Source organism: Kribbella kalugense (assembly GCF_004365875.1).
GTDB classification, from domain to species: Bacteria; Actinomycetota; Actinomycetes; order Propionibacteriales; family Kribbellaceae; genus Kribbella; species Kribbella kalugense.
On the sequence record NZ_SODF01000001.1, the window covers coordinates 1873515 to 1890628 of the forward strand.

The following is a 17114-nucleotide window of genomic DNA, read 5'->3' on the forward strand; positions in this document are numbered from 1 at the left end:
CTATCTTGCGCTGGTGTACAGCTTCTCCAGGTACGACGGTTGCCACTGCGGACCGCGGCTGTACAGACGGCGTACCAGCCCGTTGACGTCGAGCCGGGGCTCGATCGGGTTGTCCCACCAGTCGGGCACCTGGTCGTACCACCGGTCGATCCGCAGCGTCCGCCCAGCCGCGTCGATCCGGGCGAACAGCCAGCCGCCCAGGTCACTCTGCTGCTCGGTCGACCAGAGATCGCCGAGGAGCCCGCTGAGCTTGTCCGACGCATACTCCGGGTCGTCGACCTCCGGCGGCTCCAGATCGAAGCGGTACGACGGCGCACCGGGATCGAGCACCTGCACCTGAATCGTGAACCCCGACGGCACGATCGCCGTACGAGCCCGGCACCAGGCCCGCAACGCCAGCACCGCATCAGACTCCTGCGGGCGCGGACGGGGCCGCTCGAGCTCAGTCCGCATAGCCTCCTCAATCGACCCCGGCTGCGGCACAACGCGAGGCCCTCCACCCCCGACCAATCCGAGCCCGGGTATAGACATCCGCTCGACAGCCGCCGTTTGGGCGCCCACCTGAGAGGCCGCGTCGTCGTCCGGCGCCACAGCCAACTCGCCGAACCCAACCGCCTCCATCGTCCCGGTCGGCTCGTCATCCCCCACCACCGGCACAAACCCAGTCGGCTCCTCATCCTCCGGATCCGCGACGAAGCCGTCTCGCGCGTCGGCCCCCACCCCAGCGGCCCCGTTCAGGCCCAGACCGTTAGCCGCCGTCCCATTCGGGGCCAGCCTGTCCGAGCCCAGCCCACTCCCGGCGGTCCCGTTGACGGCGAGCCCGTTGGCGGCAGTGCCATTCGCGGCCAGGCCGTTGACCCCGTTGCCGTTCGCGGGCAGTCCGTCCGCGCGAGTCCCGTTCGAGGTGAGCCCATTCGGGGCCAGGCCATTCGCGGCAGTCGTGCTCGAGACGCCACCGGTGGGACTGCTGTTGGTGTCGTTGGCCGAGGGTGCCGAGCCGTTGGCGTACATGTCCCAGCTGCCCTCGAGGCGAGCTACCTGCGCCTCCTCGGGCGCGGACTCCGGCCAGGTAGGCAGCTCAGGTTCGCGCCCCAACTCCGGGTTCGGGTTCGGCTCGGGTTCCGGCGGCGGAATCTGTTCCGGGTCAGGATGCGGTTGCGGCCACGGCTCGCGATCCGGGTCAGGCACCGGCTGAGGCTCGGGTTCAGGGAACGGCTCAGGCTCCGGATCCGGCACCGGCGTTGGCTCGGGACCTGGGAACGGCTCAGGGCTCGGCCCAGGACCAGGCATCGGTTCGGGGTTTGGCCCAGGACCTGGGTACGGCTCCGGATTCGGGCCAGGGCCCGGGAAGGGATCTGGGTTCGGTCCAGGACCAGGACTCGGCTCGGGGCGCGGTCCAGGATTCGGGAACGGGTCCGGACTTGGCCCAGGACCAGGAAACGGCTCCGGGCTAGGTCCAGGACCGGGGAACGGTTCCGGACTCGGGCTCGGGCCTGGACCGGGGAACGGGTCTGGGCTCGGTCCAGGACCCGGCAACGACACGGAAGCTGCGCCGGGCCGCGATTCTGGGTGCGGTTGCCGCCAAGGGTCAGGCTCTACTTGAGCTTCAACCTCATGCGCTCGCCGGCCGAAGATCTCGTCCTCGTCGTCATCCACCGCATCGAACCGCGACGCGCGCCGGTCGACCTCGGCTCCAGCGCCGTCCACCTCACGCCCGAGCGTTTCCCGAGATGCCGACCGTACGTCGGACGCCTCAGCGGCCCTCGGCTCGTCAACCACCGCGGGAATCTCCGCAGTCTGGTCGTCCGCATCCACATCCGCGGACAGCTGATCCGGCCCTCGCGTCTCCGGATCGAATTGATCCCCCGCCCACTCGCGGCGGCCGAGCGCATCGCCGGAAGCCGCGTCGTCGCGCACCGCCGGATGGTCAGCCTCCGCGTACACCCCCGGCTGGTCAGCCTCCGCGTACACCCCCGGCTGGTCAGCCTCCGCGTACACCCCCGGCTGGTCAGCCTCCGCGTACACCGCCGACTCGTGGCTCGCGCCATGCCGCTCGGCCGACTGCCGGCCGGTCGGCTGCTGGGGCGCTGCCTGCCGGTTCTCCGATCCCCAGAGCGACGACTGCGGGCCAGTGGGGTCCTCGTCCGTCGCCTGCCGGACGGTGGGCTGCCGATCGATGGGCTGCCGGTCCGCTGACTGCCGGTTCCCAGACTCCCAAGCCGGTGACTGCGGGCCTGTCGGGTCCTCGTCCGTCGCCTGCCAGTCCCCCGCCTGCCGACGACTGGGCTGGGTCTTCGTGCGCCCGTACTCCGACTGCTGCTGGCTCCCGGTGTGGCGCTCCGCCGACTGGCGGTCGGTGGGGTGCTGGGCGGCTGCTGGGCGGTTCTCTGCGTCCCAGAGCGGCGAGTGCGGGCCTGTGGGGTCCTCGTCCGTCGTCTGCCGGTGCGTGGAGTCCCAGTCCGCTGACTGCGGGTCTGTGGAGCGCTGGTCCAACGACTGCTCGTCCGCGGTGTGCTGGTCCGCTGACTGCGGGGCGGCGGGGTACTGGCTGGGCTGGGCTGGTGGGGTGTGTTGGCCGGAGGCCTGGAGGTACGGGTCTTCGGATGCCCAGTGCGTGGTTGCGCGCGGGTCGAGAGGCTGACGCTCAGTTGTACGGCGGTCGGTTGTGGGCGCTCCGCTTGTCGGGTGGTCGGATGCGCGGGCCGTGGTGGCGCGGTGGTCGGTGGGCTGGTGTTCGGGGGTGGGGCGGTTGGTTGACGGCTGTGCGGTCGGGTGTTGAGTCTGTGGGTCTCGGGTTGACGGGTGGTCGGCGTAGTGGGCCTGGCTGGTGGGGTGCTGGGGGCCGGCGGGGTCGGCGTACTCGGGCTGGCGGGGGGTGGGCTCGGAGTGGGCTGCTGGGGCGAAGGGGGATGGGCCGGTGAAGGAGGCTGGCTCTTCCTCTTCGTTGGCTGATAAGTCCAGGACTTCGTTGGCTGATGGGTCCAGGACGGCGTCGATCTCGGCGGTGGGGGCGTCGTCGTCTTCGAGATCGGCGGGCGGGGCGTACGGGCGGGCGGGCGTGACGTCGTCAGCGGATTCGGGCGGGGCGAAGGGGGAATCTGCGGGCGGGGTGTCGGTGGGTGGGGCGGTTGGCTGTTGGAGGGCGGGGGCGGACTGGCTGAACAGACCGGGGTGAGAGTCTGCGCCAGGTTGAGCTGGGCGGGCCGTGCGGCCGGGCTGGGTCGCGCCGGGGTGAGCCGAGCCGAGAGTCGCATCGGGCTGGGCCGAGCCGGGTGTCGCGCCGGGGCGGGCCGAGCCGAGAGTCGCGTCGGGGTTAGCCGGGTGGGCGGTCGCGTCGGGCTGGTCCGGGTGGACGGGTGTGCCGGGGTGGGTCGCGTTGGGGGCCGGCTGGGTGGTGGGGTCTTCTACCCATTGGCCGTTGATCCAGGCTGGGCCGGTCCATTCGGGGGCGGCGTTGGGGGCGGTGTCTTCGGCGAACGGGTTGTATTCGCTGGTGGGTTCCTGGGTGGACCAGTTGGGTTGTTCGGCGGTTTCCCAGTCTTGTTCGTCGGGGGCGGGGGCCGCGGCGGCTGGGGCGTCGGCGAAGAGGCTGTTGTAGAAGTCGTCGCCTTCGTAGCGGCCGCCGCCTACGCGTGGGGGTTCGGCGGACGGGAGGATCGGGTCGTACGACACCGGCGGGGTGGGCAGGCCGCTGCCGTCGACGTCGTCCGGGACGTAGGTGCCGGGTGCTGGCCCGGCGGGGTACGTCGAGGGGGCGTGGTCCTCCGGTACGGCGTCGTGCCTGCGGCGCCGGAGCCAGCCCTGTTTCTTGCCCGTGACGCCGTAGTCGTCGGCGGCGTCACGCCCAGCTCCGTCACGCCCAGCACCGTCAGAAGCAGCTGCGCCATACCCAGCTCCGTCACGCCCGGCTGCGCCACTCCCAGCGCCGTCAGAACCAGCGGCATCACGCCCAGCGGCATCACGCCCGGCGGCGTCACGACCACCAGCGTCACGACCACCAGCGTCACGACCAGCGGAGTCACGACTAACGGAGTGACCTGCGGAGTCGTGACCTGTGGCCGGGTCGTCGTATCCGACGACCGCGCGTGGTGGGTCGTCGATCGGCTGGCCGGTGAACGGGCTGATGCCGGGTGGGACGACGTACGACTCCTCGTCCCCGGAGGGGCGGCTGTCGGGTGCTCCAATCACGACATCCTCAACGACCGACACCTCGGCCGTGTCAGGGTCGTCGGGGAAACTTGCCGGTACTGCAAAGTTTCGGCTGAAATCCTCCCCCGCCGCGACCCCCGCAGGCAGGTCCGGCTGCACCGGAGATCGCGGGTCGATCCCGAACGGCGCGAAGAAAGCACCCAACGCGTCAGCCGTGATCCCCGAGAACGCCGTCCGGATCAGTTCGACGCCGTACGGGCGTAGTTCGTCGAGCCCGCCCAGGTAGTCGGCCCATTCGGCGACCCACTCGATCATCTCGTCGGCCGCAGCCTCGTCCGACCTGATCCAACCGCCGATCGGCTCGAACCCGTCGTCGACCGGCTGCCACGGATCCCCCGGGTACGACGCCCGCGCCCAGGTCCCGTTGAACGCGCCGTACACGAACCCCAGCTCGCCGGCCGCCTGCCGCTGCCGCACCTCCGGCTGCCCGATCCAGTCCGGCGACCCGGCTAGCAGATCGGCGCCCGCGGTCGCGCTGTACTGCGTGTGGAACCCCCACAGCACCACTCGCCCGTCCGTGAGCCGCGTCATCCGCAGCACCGAGGCGGTCTCGTCCTGGTGGTGGTACCCGTCGTCGTCGGCGTACCACCGCCGGTCGAAGCCCGTGGCATGGGCGACCGCGGCGAGTGCGGCCCAGCGGGCCCGCAACTCGTCAGGTTCGTCCAGGTCAACGAGTGGCATCAGGTCTCCAGCGCATTGGAATCCAGGCCAGAACGCTACCCGAGGCCCCCAGGACTGGCCACTTCACTGTCCACAGGCTCGAGTATTGCGACGCATTCAATGTGGTGTGTCATGCCAAAGAGATCGAAGGCCCGCAGCGACGCGATCCCGTACCCGAGCCGTCCAAAAGTCTTCAGGTCCCGCGCCAACGCCGCCGGATCACACGCTACATACGCGACCCGCCGCGGTCCGAGCGCCGCAACCCGACGTACGACGTCCTTCCCGGCGCCGGTCCGAGGCGGATCGAGTACGACGAGGTCCACCTGCTCGAGCCCTTGCCCGGCGGCCGCATTCAGGACGCGGTCGACGTCGCCGTTCTCCAGCGTCACGCCCTCGAGGTCGCGCAGGTTCCGCCGAGCGTTCCGGACCGCGTCCTTGTCACCCTCGATCGCGAGCACCGCGCAGCCGGCCTCAGCCAGAAATGCAGCGAACAGCCCGACACCCGAGTACAGATCGAGCGCGGTCTCCCCCGCAGCCGGCTCCAGCCCACTCAGTACGGCGTCCAGCAGCGTCTCAGGCGCCGCCGGGTGCACCTGCCAGAACCCACCCGCCTCGACCAGGAACCGCCGCTCACGGACGACCTCGACCAGGCGCTCACCAGGCTCCCGATCGGTCTGTACGGCGGTCTTCCCCTCGGACGACACGACAGCCTGCACCGACGACACGCCCGGCCAGCGATCCGACAGCACGTCCGGCGTACCCGGATGGGCGATCAGGCACCGGTCGATCGGCACCAGGTCGTGGGAGCGGTGCGCGTACATCCCCGGCCGCCCGTCCACCACGGCGTACCGCATCCTGGTCCGCCAGCCCAGCCCGTCGTCACCCGGCGACTCCATCACGATGGTCCGTTCGATCCCGCCGATTCGCCGCAGCGTGTCCGAGACCACAGTCGCTTTCAGCCGGCGCTGCTCGACGATGTTGGCGTGCTGGAAGTCGCAGCCGCCGCACAGGCCAGGGCCGGCGTACGGGCACGGCGGCTCGATCCGTTGCGGGGACGGCGTCAGCACCTGCACGGCGTCCGCCCGCAGGTACTTCGCCGTCTGCTCCGTGATCCGGGCATGCACCAGCTCCCCCGGCAGCGCATGCCGGACGAACACCACCTGCCCCTCGTGCCGGGCGACACAGTGCCCCCCGTGCGCGACGGGCCCTACCTCCAGCTCGACTACCGCTCCTACCAGACTGTCTTCGTCTGTCACCGATCTCCTGACGCCTTGCGGGCTCCGCGCCGTACCTGGCCGGCTACCCGTTCCACCCGATCCTGCCGTTCCTCGGCTCCCTGCGACGAGAGCAGCTGATAAGGAACTGACGTAACCATCACACCAGGTGTGAACAAGAGCCGCCCCTTGAGACGCAGTGCGCTCTGGTTGTGCAGGATGTGTTCCCACCAGTGGCCGACGACGTACTCCGGGATGTAGACCATCACCACATCCCGCGGGGACTGCCTCCGGATGTCCTGGACGTACTGCAGGATCGGTCGGGTGATCTCCCGGTACGGCGAGGCGAGCCGCTTCAACGGGATCGGGATCCCGCGGGCGTCCCACTCGGCCTGCAGCGCGTCGGCCTCCTCCCGATCCACGTCGACCGTGACCGCCTCGAGCGTGGACGGCCGAGCCGCCTTGGCGAAGGCCAGCGCCCGCAGCGTCGGCTTGTGCAGCTTGGAGATCAGCACGATCGAGTGCACGCGGGACGGCAGCATCAGCGGCTCGTCACCTTCCGCGGACATTTGCTTGCGGACCGTGTCGTAGTGCCGGCGGATGCCCTTCATCAGCACGAACAGCGCGGCCATCGCGATGATCGCGATGTAGGCGCCGTGGGTGAACTTGGTCAGCAGCACGATGATCAGCACGATGCCGGTCATGGTCAGGCCGACCGCGTTGATCACGCGGGAGCGCATCATCTTCCGCCGCTTGACGGCGTCGGTCTCGGTCTTCAGGTGCCGGGTCCAGTGCCGGATCATGCCGAACTGGCTGAGCGTGAAGCTGACGAACACCCCGACGATGTAGAGCTGGATCAGCTTGGTGACCTGCGCGTCGAACGCGATGATCAGCGCGGCCGCGCACAACGCCAGCAGGATGATGCCGTTGCTGTAGGCGAGCCGGTCGCCGCGGGTGTGCAACTGGCGGGGCAGGTAGCCGTCGCGGGCCAGGATCGAGGCGAGCACCGGGAAGCCGTTGAACGCCGTGTTCGCGGCCAGCACCAGGATCAGCATGGTCGCGCCGATCACCACGTAGAAGCCGGGCGTGAAGTTCGAGAAGACCGAGTCGCCGATCTGACCGATGACCGTCTTCTGGGTGTAGCTGTCCCCGACCGGCCGCCCGTCCCGGTACAGCTGCGTGGCGGGATCCTCGGCGTACCGGAGCCTGATCTTGCTGGCCAGGAACAGGATGCTCATCAGCATCGTCACGGCGATCGTGCCGAGCAGCAGCAGCGTGGTCGCCGCGTTCTTGCTCTTCGGCTTGCGGAACGCCGGTACGCCGTTGCTGATCGCTTCGACCCCGGTCAGCGCCGCGCACCCGGACGAGAACGCCCGGGCCAGCAGGAAAACCGCGGCCAGCCCGGTGAAGGCCTCGTGGCCCGACTCGGCGTGCACCTCGAAGCCGGAGCTCTCCGCCATCGGCAGGTTGCCGGCACTGAGCCGGATCAGGCCCCAGATCGCCATCCCGATGATCGAGAACATGAAGATGTACGTCGGAACCGCGAACACGCCGCCCGACTCGCGGACCCCGCGCAGGTTCATCGCGGTCAGCACCAGCACCAGGCCGACCGCCAACGGCACCTCGTGACCCGCCAGGAACGGCAACGCGGACTTCGCGTTCTGGACCCCGGAAGAGATCGACACCGCGACGGTCAGCACGTAGTCGACCATCAGCGCGCTGGCCACGGTCAGCCCGGCCGTCGGGCCGATGTTGACCGTCGCGACCTCGTAGTCACCGCCGCCGGACGGGTAGGCGTGCACGTTCTGCCGGTACGACGCGACCACGACGAGCATCACGAACGCGACCAGCAGGCCGATCTTCCAGGAGAAGCTGTACGCCGCCAGCCCGGCGATCGACAGCGTCAGGAAGACCTCGTCGGGGGCGTACGCGACCGACGACAGCGCGTCGCTCGCAAACACCGGGAGGGCGATGCGCTTCGGCAGCAGGGTCTCACCCAGCTGGGTGCTGCGCAGTTTGCGACCGAGCAGCAGCCGTTTGCCGATATCGCCTAGAGCGGGAGTCACACCGGTGATGTTAGAGGGCACCCCGGTCCGGTGTAGCGTCTATCCCTGCCGAACCGAGCCAGCGGCCCCCCGGTGGGGGCAAGGAGTGATCACTCAGTGCACGTCGTCATCATGGGCTGCGGCCGCGTCGGGTCGATGCTCGCGCGTGGCCTGGAGAGACGCGGCCACACGGTCGCGATCATCGACCAGTCGGCCGACGCCTTCCGGCGGCTCAGCCCCAACTTCACCGGCCGCACCATCGTCGGGATGGGCTTCGACCGGGAGGTGCTGATCGAGGCCGGGATCGAGGACGCCGAGGCGTTCGCGGCCGTCTCGAACGGCGACAACTCGAACATCCTGGCCGCCCGGGTAGCTCGCGAGAACTTCGGCATCTCCAACGTGGTGGCCCGCATCTACGACCCCGGACGCGCCGAGGTTTACCAGCGGCTCGGCATCCCCACCGTCGGTACGGTCCGCTGGACGGTCGACCAGATGATGCGCCGGCTGCTGCCCGAGGGCTCCGAGCCGGAGTGGCGGGATCCGTCCGGCACGATCCGGCTGGCCGAGGTACACGTTCACGCCGAGTGGATCGGCCGGCTCGCGTTCGACATCGAGAAGGCCACCGGCGCCCGGGTCGCGTTCCTGACCCGGCTCGGCGAAGGCATGCTGCCCAAGGCCGACACGGTCATCCAGGAAGGCGACCTGGTCCACGTCGTGATGCCGGAACGGGACGCAGCCACCATCGAGTCCCAGCTCGGCACGAAGCCTGAGGAGCTGTGATGCGGGTAGCCATCGCCGGTGCCGGGAACGTCGGTCGTTCCATCGCCGCCGAGCTGCTGGAGAACGGCCACGAAGTACTGCTGATCGACAAGGACCCGCGGGCAATCAAGGCCGAGTCGGTGCCGCGCGCCGAGTGGCTGCTGGCCGACGCGTGCGAGCTGTCCTCGCTGGAGGAGGCCGCACTGCAGCGTTGCCAGGTGGCGATCGCGAGCACCGGTGACGACAAGGTCAACCTGGTCGTCTCGCTGCTCGCCAAGACCGAGTTCGGCGTCCCGCGAACCGTTGCCCGAGTCAACCATCCCCGCAACGAGTGGATGTTCAACGAGGCCTGGGGTGTGGACGTGTCGGTCTCGACCCCGCGGATCATGTCCGCACTGGTCGAGGAGGCGGTGTCGGTCGGCGACCTGGTCCGCCTGTTCACCTTCCGCCAGGGCGACGCGAACCTGGTCGAACTGACCCTCCCCGAAGACTCCCCGATGATCGGCCAACGAGTCGGCGACATCGACTGGCCCCTCGACACCGCCTTGGTCGTCATCCTCCGCGAGGGCCGAGTACTACGCCCCGACCCCGAAGGCACCCTCGAACTGAACGACGAGCTCCTCTTCGTAGCCGCAGACGAAACCGAAGAACAACTCGAAGACATGCTCTCCCCCCACCACCGCAAGTCGGAGTAGCCAAGAGCGCCTCCGGTCACTTGGTTCTGTTGGTGGAGTGGTTGCTATTTGGGTGCGCGAGGCACCACTCGATGGCGGTGTCGTGTCCGGCTCTGTCGGTGTTCCAATCTGGATCAATTCGCTGGTCTGGGAAGACGGCGGCGGTATCGGTGTCGGAGAAGCGGTAGCGCCGGGTTGCGCAGTGCGCGCGCAGGCCCGATCGGGGTAGATCGAAGGTGCCAAGTTCCTGATAGCCGACGGGCCGGGCGCCGGTGGGCTCGCCGACAAGGATGGCTTCGGTTTCGCGGCGGAAATCCGTGGCGGTGACCATCGCGGCGGAGTAGGTGTTCCTGCCGATCAGTACGTACAGACCGCCGGGTCGGTTGATGGTCGGCAGCCTCCAGATCGGATAGATGAGGTTGTGACGGGCGAGGGTGTAGTCGCCGCCACCGTTGTCGCGAAGGTCGAGGATCAGTCGGGTTGGTGCGGTGTCCTGCAGGTGCGCAATCAGTAGCCCAGCAGCCTGTTCGAGGCCGTCGTAGCGGCGGAAGCTCGCGTACGTCGCGTCGCTTGAGGGAAGTGCGATGTAGGCGAGCGGCTCGTCGGGGCTCCGCATCCTGAGCGGGGCGTCCGGCGAGGGGGCCGGCCACGACGGCGCCGTACCAGGTGGTAGGGATGCCACGTCGGCTGTAAAAGACGCATCGTCCTGGCCGACGAAGCTGAACTCGCCGGCGGCAGTGTCACGCAGGCAGTCGAGGGCAACGAGTACGTCGGCGCGGGTGAGTCGATCCGCACTGCGGGCGCGCTCGTGCCAGGCGTTCTCGCCCTGTGGAATGAGTGACTGGACTCGCCGGTCGATCTCCTCGACGGCGATGCCACCGATCGCAACCAGTTGGGCGCCGAGCACTCGAGGGTCGTCAGTGAGTGCCTTGACTACGCGCAACTGGTCGCCGTACCAGAACAATTCCAGCGGAAAGCGTCGGTAGTGATCGTCGGTCTCGACGCGGGTGTGGCCGTCGCCGATCATTGCTGCTACCTCGTCGAAGCCGACGAGTATCGCGGTGCCGGACAGGTCTGGAATGCGATCGTGCAGGCGAGCCACTGTGGCGTCGAACTGTTCCGGCGAGATCGTGTGGAAAGGATTGCGGTGCCGCTCTAGGAGGCCGCCGGCGAGCGCATCGAGGTCTGTGTGCCAGTCGTCCGGCCCCATGAGCCGTAACCTCTCGGCGGCAGTCGGTCTGCTCGGGTCTTTCGTCCTGCCTGCCATCTGTCCTCCAACCTCTACCGAGTGGCTTCCGGACCCACTCTGCGCGGCCCGGCACACCGTGAGAGACATGTTTCGAGAGTAATCTCTCAGATTATTCTCGACAACACGATCGAGTGTCTGGCGGCCCGGGCGCGAGCCTGGGTATGAACGCCGAGCGCGAGGCAGCGGCACCACGATCCACGCCGTGACGGTCGTCCCCGAGTTGGGCGCCGGCCCAGGTAGTCGCACGCGAGCGGAAGCGAGCGATCCGCAGGCGGCAGCCCGCAAGTCGCCGGCGGCAGTCGGCACGATCCGGCGTCAGCCGGATGGGATGCACGCAGGGGCGTACTACTTTTTGTTGCCGCGGAGGAGGTGGGTGATGCTGTCTCGGGCTTCGTCCCATTTCTCGGGGGGCATCGAGCCTCGGAGTACGGCGTAGGCGAACCAGATCGCGAGTGCGTAGAAGGGCAGACCGAGGCCGATCTTCGCGATGCCGAGGGCGTTCAGGCTGCCGGTGAAGTACAGCGGGACCTGGACGATCAGGCGGATTGCGAACAGCCCGACGAAGACCAGTGTCGCCCGCGAGAAGCCCTTCAGCATCGCGGGATCACGGCGCCAGGCGGTGCCGGTCTGGGTGATCACGCCGTACAGGACGCCGAACAGCGGCCAGCGGATCAGGACGGTGATCAGGTACAGGGCGCCGTACCCGAGGTTGGTCAGCAGGCCGGGGACGTAGAAGTCCTTCGCGTTGCCGGTGCGGTTCGCGACCCACGCCGAGATCAGTACGCCGATGAAGCCGCCGATGACATTGCGCAGCGCCTGCCGGCGGAACAGCCGGACGACGGCGAGAACGCCGGCGCAGCTGACGGCGACGATCAGCGAGAGCTGCAGTTTGTGGTCGGTCGCGGCGTACATGACCAGGAACGCGATCCACGGCAGCCCGATGTCGAGCAGCGCGCCCCAACCACCGAGTGCATGGAAGAAGTCCTTGTCGGTGGACTTCGCCGGCTTCGCGGGCTCTTCAGCAGGCTTGTCGGACGGAGGTTCAGTGGCCGGCGGCTCGGTGGCTGCGGCTTCGAGCTCGGGTTTGAGGATCTCGACCAGCTTCTCGTTGAGGTCCTCGTCGAGCTGGTCGCGGCGCGACGTCGGCTCAGCCATTGGCCGTCTGGGGACGCAGCTCGTACCGCGGGTTGAACATCACCCGGTCGCCGTCGACGACGCCGATCCGGCCGGAGGCGATCAGCTCCGAGCCGGCGTGGATGCCGCCGATCTTGCGCCGGCCGAGCCAGATCAGCTTGACCGTGCCGGTGCCGTCGTACAACTCACCCTCCAGTGCTGGTACGCCGCCTCGCGGGCTGAACGTGATCGTCCGCAACGTGCCGTACAGCGTGACGAGTTCCCGATCGTGGCAGCCAGTGATGGAGCGCGCACCACAGTCGTGCGCGAAGTCCTGAAGGACCTCCGCGTCCTGCTGATCACGGTCCCCGGCCAGGCCGCGGAAGGCACGCTTCCACAGCCCCTCGGGCTTGCTGCTACCCATGATGTCGAGTGTAGTCCGGTCAGGCTTGTTCTTCGGTCGGGCTCGGCTGGGCGCCCGGCGGAAGGGTCAGCGGGAGCGACTCGCGGACCGCCATCGGCTCCTCACCGCGGACGACGACGGTGTTGCGCAGCGTCTCCTCCATCGGCAGCGCGGCGTCGGCCTCGACCGCGGCGCGACCGAGCACGGTGCCGCGGAGCAGCCAGCGTGGGCCGTCCACGCCGATGACGCGGGAGGTCTGGCTGAAGATCTGACCCTCGGGGTCCTCGACCGGGACGACCAGCACCAGCTCGGTGCCGAACGGGCCGTCGGTCTCGGTCGCCGTACCGCCCATCCGGCTGGCCTCGGCGGCGATCTCCTGCCGGACCTCGTCCCAGATGCCGCTCGTCCGCGGTGCCGCGAAGGCGCGCAGCTCGAGGGCGGAATCCTCCAGCATCAGCAGCACGGCCTGTACGACGCCACTCTGCTCGTCGACCTGCAGGCCAAGCTCCATCCCCGGCATCCCGGTGACGACCAGCGCACCGAGGTCGATCCGCTCATCGTCTTCCAGCACGGACGCGTCGACCTCGGTCGAATCGAACGGACCCTCGGCGCGAGGGTCCACCGGACCGGTCTCGTCCTCGGCGCCGACGTCGGTCGTCTCCGGGTCGTCGTTCTTGCCCTTGCGGCGGAAGATCACTGCTGTTGCCTGCTTCCTTGATGTTTTGCCCGGCCCATAACAGAGCCCCGTCACACAGCGCAGTAGTCTCGCGCATCCGTCAGGTCAACGGCTGCACCTGCTCAGCGTGTCACATCGCCGAAACCACCTGTCGACCCGTGTCCCTGGTCCCCGCGGGCAGAGCCCGGCAGCGACGTGACCTCGACGAAACGGGCCTTCTCGACCTGCTGGACGACGAGCTGCGCGATCCGGTCGCCTCGGCGCACAGTCACCTCCGCGTGCGGGTCCAGGTTGATCAGGCAGACCTTGATCTCGCCGCGGTAGCCGGCGTCGACGGTGCCGGGCGCGTTGACGATCGAGACGCCGTGCTTCGCGGCCAGCCCGGACCGCGGGTGCACGAACGCGGCGTACCCGTCCTGCAGGGCGATCGCGATGCCGGTGCCGACCAGGCCGCGCTCCCCCGGCTTGAGGGTGAGGTCGGCCGCCGCCACCAGGTCCGCGCCGGCGTCGCCGGGATGCGCGTACGACGGGATTGGGAGGTCGGGGTCGAGTCGCTGGATCAGTACCTCGGTCACGAGAGGCGACCCTATCGAGCGGGTCCGACCGGGTACGTGCCAGGCTGGGCCTGTGGGTAGTTCTGTGGGTGGTTATCGCGAGAGTCTGCGCGTCCCGGTGGCCTGGTGGCTGATCGGCGCCGCCGCTGTGATCACGCTGTTCGTGATCGTCGCGGTGCCGGTCAACGTGTTCGTCGGCGCGCTCGTCGGCGGGCTCGCGGCGGTGCTGCTGGTGCTGCTGTTCGTTCGGTACGGCGGTGCGCGGGTCGAGGTCGACGACCGTCGGCTCCGGGCCGGGCGGGCCGAGATCAACCGGACGTACCTGGGGACGGTCGAGGCGTTGACCGGGGAGGACGCTCGGCGGGCGTTCGGACGGGACTGCGACCCGAAGGCGTACCTGGTACTGCGGAGCTACGTGCCGGGAGCGGTCCGGGTGCAGATCACGGATCCTGGCGACCCGGCGCCGTACTGGCTGATCGCCACGCGGCACCCGGATCGACTGGCTGCCGCGCTGAGTGGGCACAGCGTGGGAAGATCCTGACTATCAGGCAGTCGGTTTAGGAGGGTTTGCAGTGGTCGGAGCAAAGATCGGCTGGAAGCTGGTGCAGGCCGCGTTCACGCTGGCGGTCGGCCTGGCCGCGAGCAAGGCGGTCAGCACGGCCTGGAAACTCGGGTCCGGCGGGAAGCCGCCGAAGAACGGTGACGGCGGATACGCCGAGGTGATCACCTGGGCCGCCGCGAGTGCAGCCGCTGCGGCCGCGGCTCGACTCTTCGCCGAGCGTCGTGCGGCCGCCTACTGGCTCAAGTCCACCGGCTACGCCCCACCCGGCTACGAGCAGGCCGCGGCGGACGGGTCGCTGCTGAAGAGCATCGAGAAGTCAGACGACTAAAAGCCAAAAACAAAAAGAACCGCCTCGCTGCGCTCGGCGGGTGTTGTGGAGCAGCCGCGCTCGGGGTGGGTTGAGGCAGGTGCGCTCCGCGGGTTGGTTGGCGGCACGGCGCTACTTGGTTTGGGTAGCACTGCGGGACCGTTTCCCAGGGTCTGGGAAGCGGTCCCGCTGCTTTAGCACGAAGTAGGGCGCTGGTGTCAGGCTGCGCAGTCGCGGCAGATCAGCTGCCCGTTCTTCGTTTCGGCGAGCTGGCTGCGGTGGTGAACCAGGAAGCAGCTCGAACAGGTGAACTCGTCGGCCTGGCGCGGGAGGACCCGGACCGCCAGCTCCTCGTGGCTCAGGTCCGCGCCGGGCAGCTCAAAGCTCTCCGCCGCCTCGGCCTCGTCCTCGTCGACCTTGCCGGAGTTCTTGTCGTGACGGCGAGTCTTCAGCTCTTCGATCGACTCTTCGGAGGATTCCTCGTCCGTCTTGCGCGGGGCGTCGTAATCAGTCGCCATGGTGTTCCCTGCCCTCTTCGTACCCGTGGTGTTGCCTGCTGAGCCCTTGAACGGGTGAAGCGGTCGAGAAATTCCGCAGCGGAGCACCGCGCTGAATCTTCGTCCCCCGAAACCCTTGACAGTCAGGCCGGGATCGGCAATCACCGCTCCCGAGGACGGGATTGTGCCCTATAAACCGCCGCGATGCACGACTGGGTCCATGCTGTGGCCTGCGTGTCGCCATAAATGTCAGGACCGAACACCAGAATGCTCATTATTGCGCGATACTGCGCAGAAACGAGCACTCACCGACGTTCAGGCGCGCAACGGGTCCGCAGCGGCCAGCAGGTCGTGGAACGGCCCGAACAGCGCCGGACTCGCCGCGATCGACATCTCCGGCGACACCGGAGCCCCGTTGATCCCACCGACCGTCGCACCGGCCTCGGACGCGATCAGGGCACCCGCGCCGTAGTCCCACGGGTTCAGTCCGCGTTCGAAGACGACGTCCAGCCGCCCGCACGCGACGTAGCAGAGGTCGATCGCGCCGACCCCGATCCGGCGGATGTCGCGGACCTTGCTGATCAGCTGCTGGATCACCTCGGCCTGCACCTGCCGCCGCGCCGGGTCGTACCCGAACCCGGTCCCGACCAGCGCCTTGCCCAGCTCGGTCTCACCCGACACCTGGATCGGCTTGCCGTCCGCGAACGCGCCACCGCCCTTCGTCGCGGTGAACACCTCCCCCTTCGGAGCGTCGACGACCACGCCGGCGACCGTCTCCCCGGCGTACTCCACGGCGATCGAGACGGCGTACGTCGGGATGTCGTAGAGGTAGTTGACCGTCCCGTCGATCGGGTCGACGACCCAGCGCACTCCGCTGGTGCCGTTCACGTCGTCGCCTTCCTCGCCGAGGAACGAGTCGTCCGGCCGGGCCTGCAGGACCCGGGCCCGGATCAGTTCCTCGGACTCGCGGTCGACCGCGGTCACGACGTCGGTGATGGTGCTCTTGGTGTCGGCGACCGTGATCGTGCCGCGGCGACGTTCGACGATCATCGCCGCCGCCTCCTCCGCCACCTCCACGGCCAGCTCGAGCAGATCCTGCGGGCTCTCGGAGGTCATACGGATTCCTTAGCGGTAGGTCGACGCAAGGGTGGGCAGCAGTCGTGGCGGCAGTCGTCGCAGGCCGGGCCGAGCTTGCCGACGCAGGGCCTGGCCGGTTGCTCGCCGCGTTCGGCGGCGGCCCGCTCGACGACCAGGTCGCGGAGCATCGTGACGAACTTCTCGTCCGTCCCCGGGGTCGCGGCGCGCGCCATCGGCAGGCCGAGCTTCTCGGCCGTCTTCGCGGCCTCGGTGTCGAGGTCGTAGATGACCTCCATGTGATCACTGACGAACCCGATCGGTACGACGGCCACCCCGGGCACCCCATCAGCGGCCAGTGTCTCCAGGTGGTCGTTGACGTCCGGCTCGAGCCATGGCACCTGCGGCGGTCCGGACCGCGAGCAGTAGACGAGGTCGGTACGCCGTACCTGGCCGGTCCGCCGTTCCAGCTCCGCGGTGATCTCCGCGGCGACGTCCAGGTGCCAGTCGACGTACCCGTTGCCGTCCGGTCCGCTGGTCGCGTTCATCGCGGTCGGGATCGAGTGCGTCACATAGGCGATCGCCGACCCCTCAGGCAGCCGGCCCAGCGCGTCAGCCGTCGACTCGACGAACGCACCGACGAAGCCGGGGTGGTTCGCGTAGTGCCGGAGCTTGTCGATCCGCGGCGCGTCCGGGACCTCGCGGGCGGCGTCCTCGAGGTTCTCCCGGTACTGCCGGCAGCCGGAGTACGACGGATAGGCGGACGTCACGATCACGACGGCCCGGCGTACCCCGTCGGCGGCCATCTCCCGCATCGTGTCGGTCAGGTACGGCGCCCAGTTCCGGTTGCCCCAGTAGATCGGCAGGTCCAGCCCGATCTCGTCGAACGACTCCCGCAGCGCCTTGAGCAGCTCGCGGTTCTGGTCGTTGATCGGACTCTTGCCGCCGAACCCGTAGTAGTGCTCCCCGACCTCCTTCAACCGCTCGTCAGGGATGCCCCGGCCGCGGGTGACGTTCTGCAGAAACGGCAGCACGTCCTCGGACTTCTCGGGACCACCGAAGGAGAGCAGCAGCACAGCGTCGTACGGGGAACCAGCACTCGACATATTCCAAGCTTC

The 17114-nt window shown here is 68.8% G+C and carries 15 protein-coding genes; 4 read left to right on the plus strand and 11 right to left on the minus strand.

Translation table 11 applies throughout. The features are described 5' to 3' along the window. From EV650_RS08835 to EV650_RS08845, 3 genes are read right to left on the minus strand one after another with little or no spacing between them, the layout of a single operon-like run. Positions 1-4890 (minus strand): hypothetical protein, encoded by a 4890-nt coding sequence (locus EV650_RS08835; RefSeq protein ID WP_134117153.1) that lies wholly within the window; start codon positions 4888-4890, stop codon positions 1-3. 35 nt (positions 4891-4925) lie between these two features. Next, positions 4926-6125 (minus strand): class I SAM-dependent RNA methyltransferase, encoded by a 1200-nt coding sequence (locus tag EV650_RS08840; protein ID WP_134117155.1) that lies wholly within the window; start codon positions 6123-6125, stop codon positions 4926-4928. Then, positions 6122-8149, minus strand: coding sequence for an APC family permease (locus tag EV650_RS08845; protein ID WP_134117157.1), 2028 nt, complete (start codon positions 8147-8149; stop codon positions 6122-6124). The genes EV650_RS08840 and EV650_RS08845 overlap by 4 nt, the downstream gene beginning before the upstream one ends. A gap of 96 nt (positions 8150-8245) precedes the next feature. Between EV650_RS08845 and EV650_RS08850 the strand changes: the two genes are divergently transcribed. Continuing rightward, positions 8246-8908, plus strand: coding sequence for a potassium channel family protein (locus tag EV650_RS08850; RefSeq protein ID WP_134117159.1), 663 nt, complete (start codon positions 8246-8248; stop codon positions 8906-8908). Continuing rightward, positions 8908-9582: a potassium channel family protein gene (locus tag EV650_RS08855; protein WP_130450480.1), complete on the plus strand. Its 675-nt coding sequence runs from the start codon at positions 8908-8910 to the stop codon at positions 9580-9582. The genes EV650_RS08850 and EV650_RS08855 overlap by 1 nt, the downstream gene beginning before the upstream one ends. 16 nt (positions 9583-9598) lie before the next feature. On the opposite strand, the gene EV650_RS08860 is transcribed toward EV650_RS08855, so the two are convergent. The 5 genes from EV650_RS08860 to dut all read right to left on the minus strand — a co-directional run bounded on the left by EV650_RS08860 (position 9599) and on the right by dut (position 13577). Continuing rightward, positions 9599-10771, minus strand: coding sequence for a S41 family peptidase (locus EV650_RS08860; RefSeq protein WP_134117161.1), 1173 nt, complete (start codon positions 10769-10771; stop codon positions 9599-9601). Positions 10772-11155: 384 nt separating this feature from the next. Further along, positions 11156-11965 carry a DUF3159 domain-containing protein gene (locus EV650_RS08865; protein ID WP_134117163.1) on the minus strand — a complete coding sequence of 270 codons (810 nt, stop codon included), beginning with the start codon at positions 11963-11965 and terminating at the stop codon, positions 11156-11158. Continuing rightward, positions 11958-12347, minus strand: a complete 390-nt coding sequence (locus EV650_RS08870; RefSeq protein ID WP_134117165.1) for an OB-fold nucleic acid binding domain-containing protein — start codon at positions 12345-12347, stop codon at positions 11958-11960. The genes EV650_RS08865 and EV650_RS08870 overlap by 8 nt, the downstream gene beginning before the upstream one ends. Positions 12348-12366: 19 nt before the next feature. Continuing rightward, entirely contained in the window at positions 12367-13023 is a 657-nt protein-coding gene (locus EV650_RS08875) for a DUF3710 domain-containing protein (RefSeq protein ID WP_134117167.1), read from the minus strand. 101 nt (positions 13024-13124) lie between these two features. Further along, positions 13125-13577, minus strand: coding sequence for a dUTP diphosphatase (gene dut, locus EV650_RS08880; protein ID WP_134117169.1), 453 nt, complete (start codon positions 13575-13577; stop codon positions 13125-13127). A gap of 52 nt (positions 13578-13629) precedes the next feature. Between dut and EV650_RS08885 the strand changes: the two genes are divergently transcribed. Both EV650_RS08885 and EV650_RS08890 read left to right on the plus strand, forming a co-directional pair. After that, on the plus strand, positions 13630-14097 hold the full coding sequence (locus tag EV650_RS08885; RefSeq protein WP_238174089.1) for a DUF3093 domain-containing protein: 468 nt from the start codon (positions 13630-13632) through the stop codon (positions 14095-14097). A 31-nt stretch (positions 14098-14128) separates the two neighbouring features. Further along, positions 14129-14446 carry a DUF4235 domain-containing protein gene (locus EV650_RS08890; protein WP_134117171.1) on the plus strand — a complete coding sequence of 106 codons (318 nt, stop codon included), beginning with the start codon at positions 14129-14131 and terminating at the stop codon, positions 14444-14446. A 197-nt stretch (positions 14447-14643) separates the two neighbouring features. Here EV650_RS08890 and EV650_RS08895 read toward each other — a convergent pair whose 3' ends face one another. The 3 genes from EV650_RS08895 to EV650_RS08905 form a co-directional block, all read right to left on the minus strand. Beyond that, positions 14644-14943: a DUF4193 domain-containing protein gene (locus EV650_RS08895; RefSeq protein ID WP_131341119.1), complete on the minus strand. Its 300-nt coding sequence runs from the start codon at positions 14941-14943 to the stop codon at positions 14644-14646. A 294-nt stretch (positions 14944-15237) separates the two neighbouring features. Beyond that, entirely contained in the window at positions 15238-16038 is an 801-nt protein-coding gene (locus EV650_RS08900) for an inositol monophosphatase family protein (protein ID WP_134117173.1), read from the minus strand. Further along, positions 16035-17102: a ferrochelatase gene (locus tag EV650_RS08905; RefSeq protein ID WP_134117175.1), complete on the minus strand. Its 1068-nt coding sequence runs from the start codon at positions 17100-17102 to the stop codon at positions 16035-16037. The genes EV650_RS08900 and EV650_RS08905 overlap by 4 nt, the downstream gene beginning before the upstream one ends. Between the last annotated feature and the right edge of the window lie 12 nt (positions 17103-17114).

Excerpts from the sequence above, each read along its gene's own strand:
- EV650_RS08835 (WP_134117153.1), bottom strand. The coding sequence starts at position 4,890 with ATGCCACTCGTTGACCTGGACGAACCTGACGAGTTGCGGGCCCGCTGG.
- EV650_RS08855 (WP_130450480.1), top strand. The coding sequence starts at position 8,908 with ATGCGGGTAGCCATCGCCGGTGCCGGGAACGTCGGTCGTTCCATCGCC.
- EV650_RS08860 (WP_134117161.1), bottom strand. The coding sequence starts at position 10,771 with ATGGGGCCGGACGACTGGCACACAGACCTCGATGCGCTCGCCGGCGGC.
- EV650_RS08865 (WP_134117163.1), bottom strand. The coding sequence starts at position 11,965 with ATGGCTGAGCCGACGTCGCGCCGCGACCAGCTCGACGAGGACCTCAAC.
- EV650_RS08870 (WP_134117165.1), bottom strand. The coding sequence starts at position 12,347 with ATGGGTAGCAGCAAGCCCGAGGGGCTGTGGAAGCGTGCCTTCCGCGGC.
- EV650_RS08895 (WP_131341119.1), bottom strand. The coding sequence starts at position 14,943 with ATGGCGACTGATTACGACGCCCCGCGCAAGACGGACGAGGAATCCTCC.
- EV650_RS08900 (WP_134117173.1), bottom strand. The coding sequence starts at position 16,038 with ATGACCTCCGAGAGCCCGCAGGATCTGCTCGAGCTGGCCGTGGAGGTG.
- EV650_RS08905 (WP_134117175.1), bottom strand. The coding sequence starts at position 17,102 with ATGTCGAGTGCTGGTTCCCCGTACGACGCTGTGCTGCTGCTCTCCTTC.